Raw genomic sequence first — 21,480 nt, 5'->3', positions numbered from 1 at the left:
ACAGTTATTTTAAAATGACAAAAAGCAGGAAAAATCACATTAAAATAGAGATTGTTTCCTGTTCTTTTACCATGTGTTTTATCGCGTTAAATACAAGAAACCTTGGTAATTTAAATCCTCATCTGGAATGTGGATAGTGTAAAAATATACACCGGTAGGTAAACCCTCTTCTGCACCAAAAGGTACATTGTCCAAATTGGAAAAACCTACAAACTCATTGGTATAATTCGTTTTTTCAAATACTTTGAGTCCGTAACGATCATAAATTTGAACAAAGTTGCTATTGAATTCCTCTAGCTCCTCAATATAGAAGGTGTCGTTAACCCCATCGCCATTTACCGATACAAAGAAATTATCAATAAAAAGGACATCTTTTGACAAAGGCTCGAACGGAGTTTTAGATGATCCAAGTGTAATGGCTTCATAATCGTCTGGAATAAAGGATTCAGTAGAAACAAAACCTTCAGTTAATGTCCCCACAGGTACGCTGCCCACTAAATTTACCCAATGTTGTGATGCTTTGCTAAAACCTACGGGTATAACTTCATCAACGTTATCCGTTAAGCTTGCTACGGTACTACGATCATTCCAACTTAAGGTTACGGTGGTTGGTACAGAACCTTCTAATCTCCAAAATTCAAAGGTATTTACTAATGCTACGTCTAAATCTGTAGCATTGGTATCCAAAAAACCAATGGGTGCAGGTGCATTATTAGGGTTTTCGTAGAAATAAGCGCACTTGGCAAATAGGTTTACACTTTCGGAATTTATAATCAAAGGTCTTAGGTACTGCACATCACCTACGGGAAAACCAAAATTTTGTTGATTGGTGATTGCCGCGTAGCCTTCAATTTTACTAAAATCATTTTCACCACTGTAAAATGAATTGTCAACGAAGTTGTAAAAAACATCGGGTTGGGTCAATGGGGTGCGAATACTGCCAAAAATAAAATTGGTGTTATTGGTATTGTCCATGCCCAAGTTCAATATCATATGGTTTTCTAGAGCAAGCTCCATGTCATAAAATTGAGGAGTTACGGTTCCGCTAACGGTCAATTGCTCCGTACCATAAAAGCCTGCAAGACCAAGGTTGTTGTCCATGGGAGATTCATTGATGAAGTCAGTATGAAAACCTATGGTAGCCCCTTCATGCATGCGCATGCTACCGTTGTTGTACAATGCGGTTTGGGCAGTTAGGGTTGCTGCAAACAAAAAGAAAAGTATGTATGTGTATATTTTCATTAGTTGTTCTGCTTTTCTAATAACATGATTTTAATCTCTTCCATTTGGGTTTTTAAAGCCTCCAATTCTGAACTCATGTTAGTATTGGCTTTTTGGAGCTCTTTAATTTTCTTTTCTTGTTCAATAGTGTGAAGGAATAATTCTTCTATTTTTTCAAGGTTGACAAGAGCACCTTCTGATAAGTTCCAATTACCATCATTTGCTTCGATTTCTGAAGCCGATTTTACCCCAGGTAAGTGGTGATTTTCTTTTAGATATGATTCTATTTTTTCTAAGGATGAAAATTCATAATCATATTTTAAAATTGATTTGCCTAAAAAGTATTTTTGAAAAACATAATCAGGGTAAGTGGTGGTGGCAGATATGAAGTTGTTAGCTTGAACATTTCCAGTAGTTTGGATCAATTGCCCTCCAAAATTTGGTATGATTTTAACACCATCTATTCCAGTTCCTATGTCCGCATTTGTAATACTTCCATCAATTATTTCATCAGAACCAACTGAATCATCTTTCATCTCTGACAAACCAACTGCATTACCCTGAATTTCACCAGACCCAATGGCGTCAAAACCAATGTCACCTTGCCCAATAGTGTTTGGTATAATCATACTAGTGACACCTCCGCCATTTAAACTACCTTGGATGGAACTACCTGCAATTGAGAAAATGTTAGTAGCTGAAAGATTAAGTCCAGCACCCGCGGTATATCGCGTGTCAATATCTGCAAGAGCTATAGTCACCGTTGCGCCTTCGCTATCTGTCAGGATCAGGTTTGTGCCATCTTCTGTAAGAGATGCGTTAGTAGTATCTGAGTTGATATCTGCAAGAGCTATAGTCACTGTTGCGCCTTCGCTATCTGTCAGGATCAGGTTTGTGCCATCTTCGGTAAGTGATGCGTTGTTGGTACCTGTGCTGATATCTGCAAGAGCTATAGTCACTGTTGCGCCTTCGCTATCTGTCAGGATCAGGTTTGTGCCATCTTCGGTAAGTGATGCGTTGGTGGTACCTGTGCTGATATCTGCAAGAGCTATAGTCACCGTTGCGCCTTCGCTATCTGTCAAGATCAGGTTTGTGCCATCTTCGGTAAGAGATGCGTTAGTAGTATCTGAGTTGATATCTGCAAGAGCTATAGTCACCGTTGCGCCTTCGCTATCTGTCAGGATCAGGTTTGTGCCATCTTCGGTAAGTGATGCGTTGGTGGTACCTGTGCTGATATCTGCAAGAGCTATAGTCACCGTTGCGCCTTCGCTATCTGTCAGGATCAGGTTTGTGCCATCTTCGGTAAGTGATGCGTTGGTGGTACCTGTGCTGATATCTGCAAGAGCTATAGTCACCGTTGCGCCTTCGCTATCTGTCAGGATCAGGTTTGTGCCATCTTCGGTAAGAGATGCGTTGGTGGTACCTGTGCTGATATCTGCAAGAGCTATAGTCACCGTTGCGCCTTCGCTATCTGTCAGGATCAGGTTTGTGCCATCTTCTGTAAGAGATGCGTTAGTAGTATCTGAGTTGATATCTGCAAGAGCTATAGTCACCGTTGCGCCTTCGCTATCTGTCAGGATCAGGTTTGTGCCATCTTCGGTAAGAGATGCGTTGGTGGTACCTGTGCTAATATCTGCAAGAGCTATAGTCACTGTTGCGCCTTCGCTATCAGTCAGGATTAAGTTTATGCCATCTTCGGTAAGTGAGGCGTTTGTAGTGTCATTGTCGACACCGTCATTAAGATTAGCAAGTGGTATAGTTACAAAGTTACCTTCACTATCTGTAAGGATTAAGTTTGTGCCATCTTCGGTAAGTGATGCATTAGTGGTATCATTGTCGACACCGTCATTAAGATCAGCAAGCGGTATGGTTACAAAGTTACCTTCGCTATCCGTAAGTATTAAATTGGTTCCGTCTTCGGTAAGTGAGACGTTGGTTGTATTTCCATCAGCGCCAACTCCACTTGGTGGAAAATTCGCCCATTCAACAACTCCTGCAATAGTTGTAATCAAAACTTGGTCTTCGGTCAGTGTTCCCTGTGCAGGCTCAATTTTTTCAGGAGTAACTACACCAGGGTTAATGGTAAGTTCACCTAAATTATTCATGGTAGCATCTTTTTTAATAAAAGTTTCGATCGCAACATTGGTATCACTACCAATTAAAATGTTGCCATTGTTTAAATCAATAACTTCAGAAGCATTAATTACGTAAGGATTGCCACTTGAGCCATTTCCCGTAATTGTTACATTGGTACCTTGTTGTAGCACTGTCTCTGTACCGTCTATTACAGGTAAAGTAATTGAATTACCTCGTTCCAGAGATATAACAGTCCCTTCTGGATTTATTGAAAGCTGTTGGTTATCAGTGTTTACAGTAGCATCGGGTAAATCAACAAACCCTCCGTCAGTTAATGATATACGATTACCATTAATAGATAATTGCTGCTCATCCGTATTATCTAAATACTTATTTAAATTAACATTATTTCCTCCTGAAATCGCTAAGGTGTTTTCCGTAAGCGAAAGAGTTTGATTATCCGTGTTTACTGTACCAGCAGGTAAATCTATAAATCCTCCATTTGTTAGCGTAATTCTTCTGTTATCAATGCTTAACTGTTGTAAATAAGTAGATAAATCTACCGTATTAGGGTCATTCTCTATGCTAAGAATATTTCCTGTAAGATCTAACTGCTGATCATCTGATCCTACCAAAGCTTCTAAACTAATGGTGGAAACACCTGGTGTAGTGGATCTAGAAATGGTTAAAGTATTGTCCAATTTGTTAAAGGTCAGGTCAAAAAGATCGTTGGTGTCTTCCCATTGTACAATGCCATTTTCATCTGTAGTCAACACCTGATCGGCTATAGTGTTGGCCATATCTTCCGGGGCAATGCTACCATCCCTAATTTCTACGGAACCTACCGCATTTTGTCTAAGCTCGCTGGATCCTACGGATTCTGCAGCCAGTTTATCCTGTGTTATAGAATTGTCCTGTATATCGTCCGGGCCAATGCCTCCATCAATAATATTATCGCCCAAAATGCTGTTTTTGGCAACTTCTAAGTTGTACCCAGCCGCAGATTCCGTAATCTCTATGGTACTTCTGCCATTAATAATAGGGTCATTGGTTATGGTAAAGTTTACGGCATCACAAAGGTTTACCCACTGGGTGCCATCATAGTAATTAACACATTCCGTATCGGTATTATAGACCAAACCACCACGTTGTGGGGTAATGGCTTCCATTTCTAATGTTGTAACGCGGGTAATGACCAATACCTTAGAAGAACTTTCTAGCTCTAGAACAGACGAAGCATCTATATTTTGGGGGTTGTCTCCTATTTTAATTTGTCCGAATACGGGGGGCAGTGCCAAAAAAATAAAGAAAATAAAGAAAATAATTGCTTTCATACTTAGTGTCTTATAACGGAAAAATAACGATAAACAAAAATAGAATTATCTTGGTAATACCTTTTATTTATAAGTTGAAATAATGTGCTATTGGGTTAAAGTACATGTATGGTCGTTGTACGGTATGGTTTTACATGAAGATAAGGACCTATTGCTTTTTTGGAATATAAGAAATTAACAAAAGTTTATTGACTGGATTTTTTTTATAATAGTTACAAATCTTTTCTTTATCTTTTGAATACCCTATTGGTAGGGTATCATCCCTTTTAAGACACACTAAATGACCAGAAAATTACTTTTTTTATTTGTATTGTTTATCACAGTATCGGGCTTTGCACAAGATGATGCTAGAGTACCTTTAAGAGGTTCGGTAATCTACATGAGCATTGGAGTTCCCAATGAAAATGTGATCAACTCAACTTCTGAGCATGCAACCATTACCAATGACCAAGGGCAGTTTAAGATCAATGTAAAAGTGGGTGATCAATTAGTTTTTACGGCAGTAAACTACAATATAAAAGTAGTGACCGTAACCGAGGAAATTTTGGCGAACAACCGTTTGGTGGTAGAGGTGAACGAAAAAGTGACGGAGTTGGACGAAGTGGTCATTACCCCAGAACAGCAAGAACGTTTCTTGAAAATGAGAAATGAAGAATTTAAACAGCACGAGTACGAAATAGATCGAGGGACAGCCGTAGAGAATATTGCCATGTCCGATGTGGATAGAGGTATGCAAGACGGTCTTAATTTTGCCAATATCTTCAGGGCCATTTTTAAATCTCAGGACCAAGCTGCCGAAGAGACTCCATCGTTAAAGGTGAGTGAGGTTCTAAGACAGGTATATGACGATTCTTTCTTTGTTGTAGACCTGCAGATACCACAAGATAAGATCAATGAGTTTTTGTATTACTGTGATGCTAGAATGCCTGCAAAGTCATTACTTAAAAAGGAAAATGAATTTCAATTGATCGATGCATTGGTGAATCATAGTAAATCGTTTCTTAAAGATTTAAATGAGGAGTAGACTCCTATTCTTTTTTTTGCTTGCTAGTATTTCGGTTTTCTCCCAATTGGGCGAGACAAAGAAATTAGAGGGCAGGGTATATAGTGATGACGGTGACGTTGCCGCCACTCATGTACTTAACTTAACATCGCAAAGGGCCACCATTACCGATGAAAACGGATTTTTTACGGTTGCCGTGCAATTGTTGGATACTTTAGAATTTTCAGCCATACAATACAAAAAGAAAATTGTGGTAGTAAATACCGCAATTTTAGAAAGCAAGTTTATCTCTGTAGGTTTAGAAGAGGCGCTTACGGAATTAGATGAGGTTACCGTAACGCCCTATAATCTTAGTGGTAACCTTTTAAAGGATCTACCTACTTTAGAATTGGATCCCATAGTTACCGCATCTACTTTAGGTTTACCAAATGCTTATGTAAAAATACCTACCAAAGCCGAAAGGGAACTTTCCGCGGCTACAGCAAACCCCATAATGAGTTTTGACCCATTGATCAATGCCATTACAGGGCGTACTAAAATGTTGAAGAAGCGGGTAGAGCGCAATAAACTGTATGATAGAACGGAACGGGTACGTAAGTTTTATGAAGATAGCGTATACCAAGAACAGTTGTTGATCCCTATTGATAGAATAGATGATTTTCTATATTATTGCGAGGTTGATCCCCGTTTTCAACAAATTGTAGATTCCCATAATGAAATGGAAATTTGGGAATACCTACGACAAAAGAGTATACAGTACAGAAAGAATAATGCTTTGGATTAGGGGTGTTATATTTGGCATGTACTTTGCTCCATAGCATATGAAACCATACATTATGAAAATTTTTAAACCGGTATTGGTATTATTGATACTCCCCCTTTTTGCATTCGTAGGGGCGCACAAATTTTACATTAGTGTTACCAATGTAGACTATTCTGAAAAAGATGAGGCCATACAGATTATTACCCGTGTTTTTATAGATGATATGAATACGGTACTCAAAGAAAGATATGGTTATACTGCAAACCTGGGTACTGCTAAGGAAACGGAAATGGACAAGGATTTTCTTGAAAAATACTTGCGAACAAAATTCTTGGTAGAAGTAAACCAAGAAAACGCAACCTATGATTTTATCGGTCATAAGTATGATTCTGATATGGTCATTTGTTATTTAGAAGTACCTAATATTCCGTTATCCAACTTAAAACAAATTGGTATTACAGATGAAGTCCTTACAGATATTTATGATGATCAGCAAAACGTGGTACACATGAAAGTAAAAGGCACAAAAAAAAGCCACGTTTTGGTGAAATCCCGTCCTAAAGGAATGTTAAATTTGTAACATATATTAAGATATCCCTATAAAAACTTTAATTTTCGGACACTAAAAAAACCAAGTAATGAAAAGAGTAAAGTACGCATTTGCGTCTATTTTATTCCTTTTTACGGCCGTAACGTTTGCTCAAGAAACGATGACCAAAGAAAAGGAACCTGGGCACTACAACCAGAGTAAGTTCAAACAATTGTATGAAGAGTTTTCTACACCTAACACCTACAGGTCTGCATCTGGTGCACCTGGTCCTGATTACTACCAGCAGCAGGCAGACTATGTAATGGACATTCGTTTAGATGATAAGAATGCTAAATTATTTGGTGAAGAGACCATTACATATACCAATAATTCTCCAGATGATTTGGAGTATTTATGGGTGCAGTTAGATCAAAATGTACGAGCTAAAGATTCTAAGGCGGCTTTAAAAAATGGTAGCGGTATTTCTTTGGGAGATTCTCCAGAGAAATTTGTAGGTAACTTTATGACCGAACCTTTTGATGGCGGTTTTAATATAGATTACGTTAAGGACGATTCAGGAAAAGCATTGCCTTACACCATTAACTTCACTATGATGCGTGTAGACTTACCTACGCCGTTAAAGAGTGGGGATAAGTATGCTTTTAAGATCAAGTGGAACTATAATATACCGGATCATACGATTAATAGGGCAAGATCAGGTTATGAGTATTTTGCTGAAGACGGTAACAGAGCCTATGTAATTGCACAGTTCTTCCCAAGAATGGCCGTTTACAATGATGTTGAAGGATGGCAGAACCACCAGTTTTGGGGTAATGGCGAATTCGCTCTTCCTTTTGGGGATTATGAAGTGAACATTACCGTACCTGCAGATCATATCTTAGATGGTACAGGTGTACTTCAAAATAGAAAAGAAGTATATAGCAAAGAAATGATGGCGCGTTATGAAAAAGCGAAAAAATCATATGACAAGCCTGTAATCATTGTAAGCCAAGCAGAAGCAGAAGCTGCAGAAAAAGGTTTTTCGGATAAAACAAAGACATGGAAGCTAAAAGCGGAGAATGTTCGTGATTTTGGTTTTGCAACCTCAAGAAAGTTCATTTGGGACATGCAAGCGGTAAAATTGGGGAATAGGGACGTAATGGCGGTATCTATGTACCCTAAAGAAGGTAACCCGTTATGGGAAGAGTATTCTACAAAAGCTGTAGCGCATACTTTGAAATCTTACTCTTCGCATACCTTTGACTACCCTTACCCTAAAGCAATTTCGGTACATGCCAAAAGACAAGGTATGGAGTACCCAATGATCTGTTGGAACTACGGTAGACCAAATAAAGATGGTAGCTATTCTGACAGGACTAAATACGGAATGATCAGTGTAATCATTCATGAGGTAGGACATAACTTTTTCCCAATGATCGTAAATTCGGATGAGCGTCAATGGGGATGGATGGATGAAGGTTTGGATACTTTTATGCAGTATATGGCAGAGCAAGAATTTGGAGAAGCATATCCAGAAGCTATTGCGCCTAATGCAAAATACCCATCAAGAAGAGGGGATCCAGCTAAGATCGTACCTTACATGAGCGGTGATCAAAGTACTATTGCACCAATTATGTCTAACCCTGAAAACGTTTTTCAATTAGGACCAAACGCCTATGGAAAACCTGCAACAGCGTTGAATATTTTGAGAGAGACCGTAATGGGTCGCGAATTGTTCGATCATGCGTTTAAAACCTATTCTCACCGTTGGAAATTTAAGCACCCAACCCCAGAAGATTTCTTTAGAACAATGGAAGATGCATCTGCCGTTGATCTAGATTGGTACTGGAGAGGATGGTTCTATACTACCGACTATGTAGATATGGCCGTAAAGGATATTAAGAAATACTACGTAAGCGATCAGCCGAACAAGAAGATGAAAGCATATTTGGCAGAGCGCGGTATACCAGAGTCCAATTTACCACCAATGGTATATTTAGAGGAGTATGATGATGCCGGTATGGTATCACCGGAACTAAAGAATAATTTACCATCTGAAACTTCTAAAACGTTGAAGGAGTTTATGATGGATAATATGACGGCAGCTGAAAGAGCAGCTATAAAAGAGCCTAAGTATTTTTACGAAGTAACGTACAACAGTCCGGGCGGTTTACCAATGCCTTTAATTGTTGAGTATACGTATGCTGATGGTTCTGTGAAAAATGTAACCTATCCGCCAGAAATCTGGAGAAAGAACAGCAAAGAGGTAAGTATGGTGATTTCATCTACATCTGAGCTAAAAGGAATTCAGATAGATCCTAAAATGGAAACTGCTGATATTGATACAACTAACAATAGTTGGCCAAAGAAAGAGCAGGAAAGTGATTTCGATAAAATGAAAGAAGGAATCAAAGGAGAATAATTAACAAAACATTTATTGAAAAAAGCCTCGTATAACTACGGGGCTTTTTTAATTTCGATACTAAACTTGTTTATATTTGTAGTATGATTGCTATGTATTCATTATTTATTAGTGGCGCGGAAATTTTCTTCATTATGTTTATCGTAGTGATGGTTTTTGGTGCCGACAAAATTCCTGGTATTGCCAAGGGCTTGGGCAAAGGTATGCGCCAGCTAAAAGATGCTACTGAAGATATTAAACAAGAAATTCAAAAAAGTGCCGACAAACAAGGTATAGATACAAGTTTTGTGACCGATATTAAAAAGGATATTGATGACATGAAACAAGATATTAGTTCCGGTTTAGGTACTGACGTTAAAAAGCAAATAACTGACGTCACTAAAAATATCAATGAAGTAACCGGTACGATCAAGAGAAAATAAGCGCTTATGCTAGATAAGATCTTACAATGGGATCGAGATGCCTTTGTCTATCTTAACAGTCTAGGTATAGAACAGTACGATGCTTTTTGGTCTACCGTTACCAAATTTCCACCTTGGATTCCTCTCTTTGCATTGATCATTACACTTTTCTTTATAAAATTTCCAAAGAAAGAGGCTATAACAATGATTTTGACCATATTGATTATGGCAGCTTTTGTGGCTACGGTCACTGACCTGACAAAGCATGTGGTAGCCCGCTTAAGACCTAATAATGACGAAGAGCTAAATACGTTGATTCGTATACTACGGAGTCCGTCCGGGTTCAGCTTTTTTTCAGGCCATGCCTCATCTTCCTTTTCTATAATTACGTTGACCGTTCTTTTTTTAAGGCGAGAATTTAAATGGGTGTATTTATTTTATTTCTGGCCCATACTATTTGCCATGAGTAGGGTGTATGTTGGGGTGCACTTTCCTATTGATTTAATGGTAGGTGCTTTGGTAGGTATATGCTCCGCCTGGTTGTTCTATAAATTATACGGTCTGCTTATTTTACCCTACTTAGGGTCAGTCCGTCACGAATAGGCAGCAATACCGTCTCTAATTGTGGATGATCACTTAGTTTTTTATTATAGTCCAACAATACTTTTGTGGTCACATCTTTTGGGTTCAAAGGCTCAACCACTTTACCTGACCACAATACATTATCTGAAAGTATCACAGAGCCAGATTTGGTTTTGGGTAGTACAACATCTAAATACTTATCGTATTGCTTTTTCTCCGCATCAATAAAAATAAGGTCAAAAGTGATATCCATTTTAGGGATAATGTCCAAAGCATTACCTACATGTTGTATGATCTGATTACCATAATCACTTCGGTCAAAAAAAGTACGCTGAATTTGCTCTAGTTCTGCATTGACATCAATAGTATGTAATTGTCCGTTTTTCTGTAATCCTTCCGCTAGACATAAAGCGGAATAACCAGTATATGTGCCAATTTCTAAAATGTTGGCAGGATGTATCAATTTAGAAAGTAAACTTAAAACACGCCCTTGAAAATGTCCCGTTAACATACGGGGCTGTATAACCTTTAAATGCGTTTCTCGGGTAAGTTCTTGTAACAACTTAGGTTCTGGCTGTGAATGGTCCGCTAAGTAATTTTCTAAAAGTGGCGATAAAAAATGCATGCGTTTCTTTTTGCAAAAATAGGGTTTTAAGCCTTATTTTAATGGACTCAAATTAGCATAACCATGAACAATGAAATTACCATTAGGGAAGCCCTAAAAAATGATGTGCCTGTACTATTGCAATATGAGCAAGAAGTGGTCAAGGCAGAACGCCCAATGGATCCAACTATTAGAAATAATGATGTGCAATACTATGATTTAGATGCATTGATAGAAAACCCAAGAGCTACCCTTATGGTTGCTTGTGATGGAGATAAAATTGTTGCAACGGGTTATGCATTGGAAAAACAGGCAAGACCTTACTTGGATCATGAGACCTATGCTTATTTGGGTTTTATGTATACCGATCCGGAATATAGGGGCAGGGGAATTAACGGTAAAATTATGGAAGCCTTACAGCATTGGGCCATGAATATTGGGCTTACGGAAATAAGGTTGCATGTATATGAGGAAAATGAACCTGCTATTAAAGCCTATGAAAAAAAAGGGTTTAAAAGACACATGATCGAAATGCGATTAAGAACAGAATCTTAAAATGCTATTATTGCATGGAGCTTATAATATTATAGGCTTATGTTTACCTTTATACAAAATTAGCTATGGAGTTTAAAAATACGTTGCAGTTTGCACAATCATTAGACGCACAAGACGACTTAAGTACATATAGAGATGAATTTATTTTTCCTAAAATTAATGGGAAGGAGGTCATCTATTTTACCGGTAATTCTCTAGGGTTACAGCCAAAAAGAACCAAATCGTTTGTAGATGAGGTCATGAAAGATTGGGCGGAACTTGCCGTTGAAGGTCATTTTTATGCAGAAAAACCTTGGTGGGACTATCATGAGCGCCTAGCTGAGCCCTTGGCAAAAGTAGTGGGGGCGTTGCCTGAAGAAATATCGGTAATGAATACGCTTACGGTGAATCTTCATTTATTGATGGTCTCTTTTTACAACCCCACTCAAAAGAGATTTAAGATTCTTTGTGAAGAAAAAGCATTTCCAAGTGATCAATACATGTTTCAAAGTCAAGTTCGTTTTCATGGGCTAGACCCGGATGAAACTATTGTAGAGATTAAAAAGAGAGAAGGGGAGCATCATTGGAGGACAGAAGATATACTGGCAAAAATTGAAGAGTTGGGAGATGAACTGGCACTTGTTTTAATTGGCGGAGTAAATTATTACAATGGTCAAGTAATGGATATGGAAGCTATTACCAAAGCAGGAAAAGCAGTTGGTGCCAATGTGGGTTGGGACCTAGCACATGCCGTTGGTAATGTAGAATTGAAACTGCATGAATGGGATGCCGATTTTGCATCATGGTGTAGTTATAAATATATGAATAGCGGACCAGGAAATGCTTCTGGAATTTTCGTGAATAAAAAACACCTGAATAAAAAAGATATTCAGCGTTTTGAAGGATGGTGGGGAACCAAAAAGGAAACCCGTTTTTTAATGAAGCCAGAATTTGAACCTATGGAAAATGCCGATGCTTGGCAAATAAGTAATGTACCTGTGCTATCGGTTGCGCCCTATTTGGCTTCATTGACCATGTTTGAAGAGGTTGGAATGGACAAGTTAATTGAAAAGAGAAATCTGATCGTATCCTACCTTGAATATATTTTACACGAAATAGATAAAGAGGTAGATAGCACTTTTGAAATCATAACTCCGGCAGATAGAGGCTGTCAGCTTTCTGTGTTCTTACATGGACAGGGCAAAGCGTTGTTCAATTATTTGATGGAAAATGGGGTGGTGACAGATTGGCGAGAGCCCAATGTAATTCGTTTAGCACCGGCTCCTTTCTATTCTACATTTGAAGATATGTACCGTTTTGGGCAGATATTAAAAGAAGGAGTACTTGCCAATTAAAATTTTGTAGAATTTAGAATATAGAAAAGAGAGAAAAGAAAATAGAAAGGTATTTTTTCAATTTTAACCAACAACCAACAACCAACAACCAACACCTGTGCTGAGCGTAGCCGAAGTAACCAATAACTAACAACGGACAACCAAGTGAAGTCATTACGATTAATTTTAGGGAAAGCACGTTATTTTGGCCCATCATGGGTATTTGCAAGTATAAACATACTGTTTGGAACATGGGCCATTTATATACCCACGGTCAAAGAGACTTTGAATATTAGTAAGTCTGAGCTGGGTATAGCTATTTTCTTTTTGGCATTAGGTGTATTCACGGTTTTTCCGTTTGCCTCAGGTATTATCAATAGGGTAGGGGTTGGTAAAAGCACATTTTACGGGGTGTTGGCGAGTTGTGTTGCTGCCATGCTGCCACTACTGGCACCTAGTTATTATATGTTAATGGCAGCCTTGTTTCTTTTTGGGGCTTCTAATGGTATCACGGATATTTCTATGAATACCTTGGTAACGGAAATAGAGAAAAAGGATAAGGTAAAGTTTATGGCAGCATCTCATGGTTTTTTTAGTCTAGGTGGTGTTTTGGCAGGTTTGGGTAGTTTTTTAATTGGTCCGTTGTCAAATCCCGTACTACACATGTTCATTGCCGTGTTACTCGTTTTGGTGGTCAACTTTAAATTTAGGAAACAATATTTTACGGAAGTAGCCGAAGAAATAGAAAATGAACCCTTTAGTTTTGGTTTGCTAAAACCGTTAATGCTATTAGGTCTTATTTCTTTTTTGGCCATGGGTAGTGAAGGTGCTATCGTAGATTGGAGCGGACTATATTTAAAGGAAATTGCGTTAGCGCCCGAAACTTTATGGGGATTGGGATTTTTAGGGTTTCAAATCACCATGACCTTAGGAAGGTTTTTAGGGGATGGGATCAGTGATAAAATTGGATCGGTCAAGATAGTTGCCGTAGGAGCAATTTTAGCAATTGCAGGATACTTTTTAGTATTGACAACAAATACTTACTTAAGTATTATCGGTTTTGCGTTAAACGGATTGGGATTTTCTGTCATGGTACCTGAAGTTTTTAGAATAGGGGGGAATGTAAAAGGAATAGATTCTTCTAAAGGTATTGCCTTTATTGCAGGTTCAGGATATGCCGGCTTTTTGTGTGCCCCACCAATTTTAGGTTTTCTAGCAGAGAATTATAGTTTGACCAGAAGCTTCGTGGTACTTTTGGCTTGTGGATTCCTAATTCTATTCTTTACATTTTTATTTAAGAAAAAGAAAGCTTAGGTCAGTTTTTGATATTGCTTTTTACTTTAAATTCATTATTGGGATCTTGTACTTTTTCAATAAAATCCAGCATTTCTTCTGTTAACAATAATTGATTTTGAGCATTCCAATAACGCTGATCGTACGGGTATTTTATTTTGAACAGATCTTTAGAGGTGCTTACATTTTTTTTAACGGGAAAGTCGCCCTCATGGTCAGATGTAGTCAATATAAAAGATACATCATAAAAAGAGGTGTAGGAATTTTTATCATCTGTCACCTCTACCTTTACATCATATTTTGCCGTGGCTATGTAATATTTGTTTGTATTTGAAGATTTGGAAAGTGACATTTCTTTTTCAACGGAGACCGTTCTAAATCTAATATTACCATCCTTTTTATAAGGATTGTCATTATTGTTAATGGCCATGTAAATTCTTTCAATAGCATGGTCATTATTGTTGATAATATAATGGCCATTTACTTCTTCATTTTCAATTTCTGGTTTGGTATGAAAACTTAAATTGGTCTTACTACCATTATTAAAAGTAGCTTCGGTCAAATCAAAAGCATCTCCAGTAGCGTTCATAGGGGTGAAATTCATGAATAATTGGTAAAAGGTTTCAAAAATGAAGTATACTTCATTTTCATCTTTCACTAATCCAACTTTACGCATATTGGTCAACTCTACCTTAAAGTCTTTCTTATCGGGGTCAATCTCTTTTGTGTATAAAAGTGTTCTTCTTTCTAGTTTACCTTGCAAGTCTTGAATTCTGGTAATTTCACCATTATATCTTAAAACACCTCTCAACAGAAATTTCTCTTTATAGGGATAAATAGGGTAATTAGATCTAATGGAATCCCCTACTTTTTGCCATAGGGTTTTTTCATTCGTAACCGTAACTTCATTAAGCTCCAATACACTTTTGTTGAGGAAAATGGTATCCTTTACTTTTTGAAAAGTAGTACTTAATTTATCATAACCAACCCTGTAAATTGTAATGGAATCTAATAATGATGAAAATTGAAACCTACCATCTTCATTGGAAATAGTATGATCTTTAGAATTATAGACACCGACAAATTCAAGAGGAACATTGTCAGCACCATCTACTATTACAGCATCTATAGTCTGTTGTGAAAATCCAATAAATGAAAGTAGAAAAAACAGAAAGAATGATGGTTTCATGGATTAGTTGTTAAGATTGAAACGTATCAAACTTTGTACCATATTATTTCACCTCTACCCCGGAAAAATAAAGTGAGAAATCAGCATCCGGTCTTTTGTGCATCATGCTTATGTGTAACCCGTTTAGGTTTTTATAGTCTTCCCAAGTGGTTACCATATTAGGTTCAGACTGGTTTTCCTTTCTGTATACCCATTCTTTAATAATATAATCATCTCCAAAATAATAGTCGTAGGCATCGCCAGGTGTGTAGCCGCCTTCATTATTGTAGACCGTAGTTAGTTTATGCATATTTGCTTTGCTAATCGGAGCTTCTACATTTTCTGTGTGTTTGTGGGTGAAACTTTTTTGATCCCATACCAATTGATATGGTGCCAATAGCCAGAACTTGTCATTTACAAATCCGCCATCTGTTGCTGTCATGGTGCTATCTACAGATTTTCTGTTGTAAGAGATGGTGTCTTGTCTTGTCATCATGGTTACATCGTTAGAACCGGTTTCCCATAACCAAGTACGTTCAAAGTGTTCATCTTCACGATCTACATTAAAAGTAAATTTTATAAGCTCTACATCTTTCCAGTTTTCAAAACCGTTGGCATTGGCTATTTTTTCAAGAACGGTCAATTCCTTATCTTCGGCAACAACAACTTTAGTTTTTTTTTGGTCGGTTTTACATCCTGTAAATACGCTTGAAACAAGAATGGAAAGAAGAATTAATTTTTTCATTTTCTGTAGATTTTCAAGTAAATATATCAATTACAGTATCTTTAACCTACTTTTATTTTTTTGTAAACATAATTATTAGGGTGACTTTTCTTAAGAAGCTTTGTTTTATAATCATTGGAAACCAGTTTGGAAATAAAACGGTTTCTAAAGGCGCACATGAAAAACTTACCGATAATGAGTTGATCGAGAGAATTGTTGCCAATAATGATTCTTTATTATTTGGAGAATTATATGATCGGTACTCTCAATTGGTCTATAATAAGTGTTTAGGATTTTCAAAGTCTAACAAAGAAGCTGAAGATTTAACCCAAGATATTTTTTTAATGTTATTTGTTAAGTTGGGTTCGTTCAAGGGAAATTCAAAATTCTCTACTTGGCTCTACTCTTTTACTTATAATTTTTGTGTCAATTACGTGAACAGAAATAAGGAAAGAAAAATAAATGATAACTCAATTAAATATGATACTCAAGAAGATATACCTGTTGATGTAACCGATGATTTACTATTGCAAATGCAGGTAGATAAGCTAAAAAAGGCTTTGGAACTAATTGCGCCAGAAGATAAATCTCTATTATTATTGAAATATCAAGATGGAGCATCAATAAAAGAATTGGAAAATATCTTAGATTTAAAACCGAGTGCGATAAAAATGAGGCTCAAAAGGGCAAAAGCGAAAGTAACGGAAATGTATAAAACCCTACCTTAATGCTAGAACAGGACAATAATCCATTTAAAAATTTACAAGGGGATCTTAAAGATGTTCCACCAGAACTACGTAAAAAAGTTATGGATGATGTCGCTGCGGCTAAATTGGTGATGGAATTGACCAATCTATTTACGGGTAATTTTGCCTCTATTATTGAGGGCATGTTAAAAACGAATTCAAAACCTAACCAGAAATAATAGTAGTAGACCAGATATGGAAACAGTAGATAAGTGGAAAGACCTAACATTTGAATCTTTAAGTAATATTTTTAAAGATATAGCGGCAGCGTTACCAGGTATTTTCGGGGCCTTTATAGTAATTGTATTTGGGTGGATCATAATAAAAATTACCACCTTGGTATTAAGAAAGATATTTAAGGTCATTAAGTTGAGCAGTATTTCTGAAAAAATAAATGATGCTAAACTTTTTGGTGATGCCGATATTAAGATAGATCTATCTAAAATCATTGTAACCTTTGTAAAAGTGCTGCTTTGGTTGGTGTTTATAATTGTGGCCTCAGATATTATGGGCTTGACCATTATTTCTACAGAAATTGCCAATTTACTACGTTACCTGCCTATTTTGTTGTCTGCTATGGTCATTTTCATGATAGGACTGTTCTTGGCCAAAACGATCAAAGAGACCATTATTAAGGTTTTTGATTCTATTGGTCTAGGTGGTGGAAAAATTCTTGGAAATGTTTTGTTCTACCTCATTATAATTTTTGTAAGTATAACAGCGTTAAACCAAGCAGGTATAGACACACAGATCATAACCAATAACTTTACTATTGTTCTGGGAGCTTTTTTGTTGGCGATCTCTTTGGCCTTAGGTTTAGGATCTAGAGAAATAGTTGGTGATCTTTTGAGAACTTTTTATTCTAGAAAAATTTATGCAGTAGGAGATAAGGTTAAAATAGGCGATTTGCAAGGTACAGTGGTTGGTATAGATAATATAGCAATGGTATTAAAGACAAAAACCGGCAAAGTGGTTATCCCTATTAAGAAGGTAGTGGAAAAAACGGTGGAAGTAGAAGAGAGTACGGCACCAAAAGAGTAATTGTAATATAAGTTGAAAAGAATTGGACGTTAATTAGGAGAAGGATTGCCTCTTCTGTTTATGATTTAATTCATTAATTTTGTTAGAGATAAATAAACTTAAAATATGAGTTCTAAAAAAGGAAAAATTCAGGAAGCCATAGATGAGAAATTGCTGGAGGAAAGAAAAGTCTTCTTATGGGGTATGGTTGATGACGATTCTGCAAAACATGTAATTGATAGGTTGTTATACTTGGATATGCAGAACAATAAAGAAATTCAACTATATATTAATAGTCCTGGAGGTTATGTAACTTCTGGTTTTGCAATGTATGACACTATAAAGTCATTAAAGAGTCCTGTTTCTACTATTTGTAGCGGTCTGGCAGCCTCTATGGGGTCTATATTATTGTCTGTTGGTAAAAAGGGTAGAAGGTTTATTCAGCCACACGCACAAGTAATGATTCACCAGCCAAGTGGTGGTGCAAGAGGGCAAGCTTCCAATATTGAAATTCAGGCAAGGGAAATTATTAAGACCAAAGAGTTAAGTGCCCAGATTTTGGCGGATAATTGTGGTCAAGACTTTGATAAAGTCTTAAAAGATTTTGATAGAGACTATTGGATGAATGCAGAGGAGTCTATTAAATACGGTATCGTAGACGGTATTTTAGAATAGGTAGCTACATATTATAAAAAGCAAAAGTCCTTTACAAAATTGTAAAGGACTTTTTTTATGGTTGGTCGTTATTTGGTGATAACTTTATATAGCTATTTTGAGGCAATTATGCCTTTTTTAATCTGTAGAATAGGGAATTCTGTTCTTCTATTTAGTTCCAGTTCCTCTGCAGAACAGTCTTGTTTACTTGTACAATGGTTGATAGGTACTCGCTTGCCAAACCCTTTATATGAAACGATTCTATCTTTAGAAACACCGTTCTCAATTAAATATTCGTAGGTAGATTTTGCCCTTCTTTCAGAAAGATCATCATTGTAGGCATGACTACCAACCGGATCCGTATGTGCCTCTAGTTTAATGATCATATCTGGGTAGGTAATGTTCATTACCTTAATTACCTTATTTAGCTCTGCAGCAGCATCGGGTCTAATATCACTTTTGTTGAAATCAAAGTATATTTTATTAAGTCCCGCCAATACTTTAAGGTCTAATACAGGCTCAAGAACAATATCTTGCCTCATAAGCTTTTGTGCCTTTGGGGTAGAAGAGGTGTTAAAGAAAACATTTTTATGTGGGTGGGTTTTTCTCACCGCCTCGATCATGTATGTAGTTTTTCTGTTCACCGGAAATCTATAGTATCCATTTTCATCTGTTGTAGTTTGCGCCACAAGCGTGTTGGTAATTTGATCAAATAATTTGACCGTAACACTATCCAGCATTTGATTATTGACTCCATCAACAACATAACCTTCTACATCTAAGGCAGGGGTAAATTTAAACTTGTAAATATCATCACTACCAACGCCGCCTTCTCTGTTAGAACTTACATAACCATCTAAACCGTTAGGTAGCCCATAGTATGCAAAATCATCGCTAGAACTGTTTATAGGAGTACCTAAATTAATAATGTCAATAACTTCACCATCTTCATTTGATATGGTAGAAAAGACATCTAATTGACCAAAACCAACATGACCATCTGAACTAAAGAATAATTTACCCTCTTCGTTTATGAACGGAAACATTTCGTTTCCTTCCGTATTAACAATGGGTCCGGCGTTGATCGGCGTTTGTATACCTCCACGTTCATGAATTTCTGCGTAATAAATATCTGTACCACCGTAACCACCAGGTCTATCAGAAGCAAAATATATTCGGGTTCTAGATTGATTAATAGATGGGTGACCGGTTGAATAGTAGTCGCTGTTAATTCTAAGATTACTATTTTCTACCCATTTGCCATCTACAAATTTGGCGCTATATATTTTTAGGTTGATTTCGTTTGATACACCGTAACCAGCTTTTTTATCATAAAAATTATTTCTGGTAAAATACATGATGGTATCGTTCTTATAATCTGTAGAAAAAGCTACGGAACTTTCATGGAATTTTGTGTTGATATCTCCTTTTAAACGTATAGGTTCAGACATAGGGTTGTCCTCTTGCACAGCAAAAAGATCTAACCAAGGCTCATCGTTCCAGCCATAAGTTTCACCGGTTACCACGTCTCTTCTAGAAGAGGCAAAATAGATATTTCCTAAAAACCGAAACGCGCCAAAATCACTATCTGTAGAATTAAAGGATACAGGTTCAACCTCATATCGTTGTCTACTGTTGAAGACTACCGATGCCAGGTTACCATCTTTTAAGAATCGTTTTACACGAGAATCGTTCTTGTTGTACTTTTTGTATTTTTTCAACCAAGTTTCAGATTCATCCAAATCTCCATTGGCATAAAGTGCCATGGCATATTTAAAATAATAATCCGTAGGAAGGGTGGCATTGTTGATTACAGCCTTAAAATGCGGAATAGATTTTTTATAATCACGGATTAATAGGTAGCATTCAGCTAATTGCTGATGTGCATATTCCGCATTAAAATCTGTTTCCACCATTCTTTCATATTCAGGTATTGCTAAAGAATATGAAAATTTACTAAAGTAATAATCAGCTTTTTTTTGCGATGCTATTTGCGCAATGGTAAATTGCCCTACTAGAAATAGTAGCGTTAAAAGCACCAAATTTTTATAATTTTTCATCGTATCGATTTTAAATTATTAGAAATATCTGGGGGATTTTACCGGACCTAACACTTTTTTGGCAAGTTCAAATATCAAAATTATTTCATGTGTACCGCCAGTATAAGGTCTTACCGAAGATGTCGGTAGATCATAGGCATAACCAATTCTAAAATCTCTAGAAACTTGGTAATCCATCATTGCACCAAAGTTAGATGCATCGTTCACTCTATATGAGGTACCTACCCAAAATTTCTCATTGAACAAAAAGTTAATGGTAAAATCATAGGTTGCCGGGGCACCATTTGTAAATTTTGTAATGATGGTAGGTTTAAAAATAGTTGTTTCAGACAGATCAAAAACCAGACCACCAATGGCATAATAGCTATTACGTTCTATAGCTTCAAATTCGCCTTCGTTCAAATCTGTATTTAAAATTCTTGGAGATGAAATACCGGCATACCATCTGTTTGAGCCAATATAAAAGCCAGCACCAAAATTAGGGTTTATACTGTTGAAGTTGGCATTGAAGAATTGATCGTTGGGATCAGGATTTTCTAGGTTATAACTTGTGAACCCGCCCTTTAGCCCAAAACGCATTTTTACTTGCTGACTTACTGGAACGGTATATGAGAAATCACCATAAAAATAGTTGGTGCTTTCAAAACCTAAACGGTCATTGATGTATGATACGCCAATACCGATCTTTTCATTTTTTAATGGAGAATGAACAGATAGCGTACTGGTACGTGGGTTACCTTCTAATCCTGCCCATTGGTTTCTATGTAGTATTGTAGCGTTCAACGTTTCTCTACTACCTGCGTATGCCGGGTTAACAGAAATGGTGTTGTACATGTACTGTGTAAATTGAGGTAACTGCTGTGCATTTACAAATACACCGGTAAATAGCAAAATGGCTAAAAAGAGATTAGCTTTTTTCATGGTTATGTTTGGGTTTAGCTTTTTACGGCTATATGTTAATGAATAAGTAGGTTAATCTTATTTAAACAAATTTAAACGCTGTTCTTATGTA

Annotated in this window: 20 protein-coding genes; 13 read left to right on the top strand and 7 right to left on the bottom strand. The window is 36.9% G+C overall.

The annotated features are described in order from the left end of the window. Positions 1-78 precede the first annotated feature (78 nt). Both YQ22_RS03715 and YQ22_RS03710 read right to left on the bottom strand, forming a co-directional pair. The gene (locus tag YQ22_RS03715; protein ID WP_071340113.1) at positions 79-1,242 is read right to left on the bottom strand and encodes a gliding motility-associated C-terminal domain-containing protein; all 1,164 of its coding nucleotides are present in this window, start codon (positions 1,240-1,242) and stop codon (positions 79-81) included. Next, on the bottom strand, positions 1,242-4,631 hold the full coding sequence (locus YQ22_RS03710; RefSeq protein ID WP_071340112.1) for a beta strand repeat-containing protein: 3,390 nt from the start codon (positions 4,629-4,631) through the stop codon (positions 1,242-1,244). Before YQ22_RS03710 ends, YQ22_RS03715 begins: the two co-directional genes overlap by 1 nt. 280 nt (positions 4,632-4,911) lie before the next feature. Between YQ22_RS03710 and YQ22_RS03705 the strand changes: the two genes are divergently transcribed. The 6 genes from YQ22_RS03705 (at position 4,912) to YQ22_RS18880 (ending at position 10,352) form a co-directional block, all read left to right on the top strand. Further along, positions 4,912-5,655 (top strand): hypothetical protein, encoded by a 744-nt coding sequence (locus tag YQ22_RS03705; RefSeq protein WP_071340111.1) that lies wholly within the window; start codon positions 4,912-4,914, stop codon positions 5,653-5,655. Continuing rightward, positions 5,645-6,418, top strand: coding sequence for a hypothetical protein (locus YQ22_RS03700; RefSeq protein WP_071340110.1), 774 nt, complete (start codon positions 5,645-5,647; stop codon positions 6,416-6,418). Before YQ22_RS03705 ends, YQ22_RS03700 begins: the two co-directional genes overlap by 11 nt. A gap of 52 nt (positions 6,419-6,470) precedes the next feature. Further along, entirely contained in the window at positions 6,471-6,977 is a 507-nt protein-coding gene (locus tag YQ22_RS03695) for a DUF6702 family protein (RefSeq protein ID WP_099192350.1), read from the top strand. 58 nt (positions 6,978-7,035) lie between these two features. Beyond that, positions 7,036-9,348, top strand: coding sequence for a M1 family metallopeptidase (locus YQ22_RS03690; protein ID WP_071340108.1), 2,313 nt, complete (start codon positions 7,036-7,038; stop codon positions 9,346-9,348). A gap of 83 nt (positions 9,349-9,431) precedes the next feature. Beyond that, a complete protein-coding gene (locus YQ22_RS03685; protein WP_071340107.1) occupies positions 9,432-9,770 on the top strand; it encodes a Sec-independent protein translocase subunit TatA/TatB in 339 nt (112 codons plus the stop codon). Positions 9,771-9,776: 6 nt separating this feature from the next. Beyond that, the gene (locus tag YQ22_RS18880; protein WP_083414186.1) at positions 9,777-10,352 is read left to right on the top strand and encodes a phosphatase PAP2 family protein; all 576 of its coding nucleotides are present in this window, start codon (positions 9,777-9,779) and stop codon (positions 10,350-10,352) included. On the opposite strand, the gene YQ22_RS03675 is transcribed toward YQ22_RS18880, so the two are convergent. Continuing rightward, positions 10,315-10,956, bottom strand: a complete 642-nt coding sequence (locus YQ22_RS03675) for an O-methyltransferase (RefSeq protein ID WP_058105927.1) — start codon at positions 10,954-10,956, stop codon at positions 10,315-10,317. The two genes, YQ22_RS18880 and YQ22_RS03675, sit on opposite strands and share 38 nt — an antisense overlap. 63 nt (positions 10,957-11,019) lie before the next feature. On the opposite strand from YQ22_RS03675, the gene YQ22_RS03670 reads away from it, so the two are divergent. From YQ22_RS03670 to YQ22_RS03660, 3 genes are all read left to right on the top strand, one after another. Then, positions 11,020-11,490 carry a GNAT family N-acetyltransferase gene (locus YQ22_RS03670; protein WP_071340105.1) on the top strand — a complete coding sequence of 157 codons (471 nt, stop codon included), beginning with the start codon at positions 11,020-11,022 and terminating at the stop codon, positions 11,488-11,490. Positions 11,491-11,555: 65 nt separating this feature from the next. Continuing rightward, positions 11,556-12,824, top strand: a complete 1,269-nt coding sequence (gene kynU, locus YQ22_RS03665; protein ID WP_071340104.1) for a kynureninase — start codon at positions 11,556-11,558, stop codon at positions 12,822-12,824. 144 nt (positions 12,825-12,968) lie between these two features. Continuing rightward, complete coding sequence (locus YQ22_RS03660) at positions 12,969-14,117, top strand: MFS transporter (protein WP_071340103.1); 1,149 nt, start codon at positions 12,969-12,971, stop codon at positions 14,115-14,117. Position 14,118: 1 nt separating this feature from the next. On the opposite strand, the gene YQ22_RS03655 is transcribed toward YQ22_RS03660, so the two are convergent. Both YQ22_RS03655 and YQ22_RS03650 read right to left on the bottom strand, forming a co-directional pair. After that, positions 14,119-15,285: a hypothetical protein gene (locus YQ22_RS03655; protein WP_071340102.1), complete on the bottom strand. Its 1,167-nt coding sequence runs from the start codon at positions 15,283-15,285 to the stop codon at positions 14,119-14,121. Positions 15,286-15,328: 43 nt separating this feature from the next. Beyond that, positions 15,329-16,009, bottom strand: coding sequence for a hypothetical protein (locus tag YQ22_RS03650; protein ID WP_071340101.1), 681 nt, complete (start codon positions 16,007-16,009; stop codon positions 15,329-15,331). Positions 16,010-16,089: 80 nt separating this feature from the next. Here YQ22_RS03650 and YQ22_RS03645 point away from each other — a divergent pair, with 80 nt between their 5' ends. From YQ22_RS03645 to YQ22_RS03630, 4 genes are all read left to right on the top strand, one after another. Continuing rightward, entirely contained in the window at positions 16,090-16,716 is a 627-nt protein-coding gene (locus YQ22_RS03645) for an RNA polymerase sigma factor (RefSeq protein ID WP_082643028.1), read from the top strand. Further along, positions 16,716-16,913, top strand: coding sequence for a hypothetical protein (locus YQ22_RS03640; protein ID WP_058105933.1), 198 nt, complete (start codon positions 16,716-16,718; stop codon positions 16,911-16,913). The genes YQ22_RS03645 and YQ22_RS03640 overlap by 1 nt, the downstream gene beginning before the upstream one ends. A gap of 16 nt (positions 16,914-16,929) precedes the next feature. Continuing rightward, complete coding sequence (locus YQ22_RS03635) at positions 16,930-17,775, top strand: mechanosensitive ion channel family protein (protein WP_071340100.1); 846 nt, start codon at positions 16,930-16,932, stop codon at positions 17,773-17,775. Positions 17,776-17,880: 105 nt separating this feature from the next. After that, positions 17,881-18,429, top strand: a complete 549-nt coding sequence (locus YQ22_RS03630; RefSeq protein ID WP_058105935.1) for a ClpP family protease — start codon at positions 17,881-17,883, stop codon at positions 18,427-18,429. A 92-nt stretch (positions 18,430-18,521) separates the two neighbouring features. Here the strand turns inward: YQ22_RS03630 and YQ22_RS03625 are convergent, their stop codons facing one another. Both YQ22_RS03625 and YQ22_RS03620 read right to left on the bottom strand, forming a co-directional pair. Beyond that, positions 18,522-20,468 carry an OmpA family protein gene (locus YQ22_RS03625; protein WP_071340099.1) on the bottom strand — a complete coding sequence of 649 codons (1,947 nt, stop codon included), beginning with the start codon at positions 20,466-20,468 and terminating at the stop codon, positions 18,522-18,524. A gap of 18 nt (positions 20,469-20,486) precedes the next feature. Further along, positions 20,487-21,389, bottom strand: a complete 903-nt coding sequence (locus tag YQ22_RS03620; RefSeq protein WP_071340098.1) for a PorP/SprF family type IX secretion system membrane protein — start codon at positions 21,387-21,389, stop codon at positions 20,487-20,489. Positions 21,390-21,480: the final 91 nt, after the last annotated feature.

Origin of the sequence: Maribacter sp. 1_2014MBL_MicDiv (assembly GCF_001865655.1) — a bacterium.
Lineage (GTDB): Bacteria > Bacteroidota > Bacteroidia > Flavobacteriales > Flavobacteriaceae > Maribacter > Maribacter dokdonensis.
Note: the sequence above shows the minus strand (reverse complement) of the source record. Positions and strands in the feature narration are given on the sequence as shown.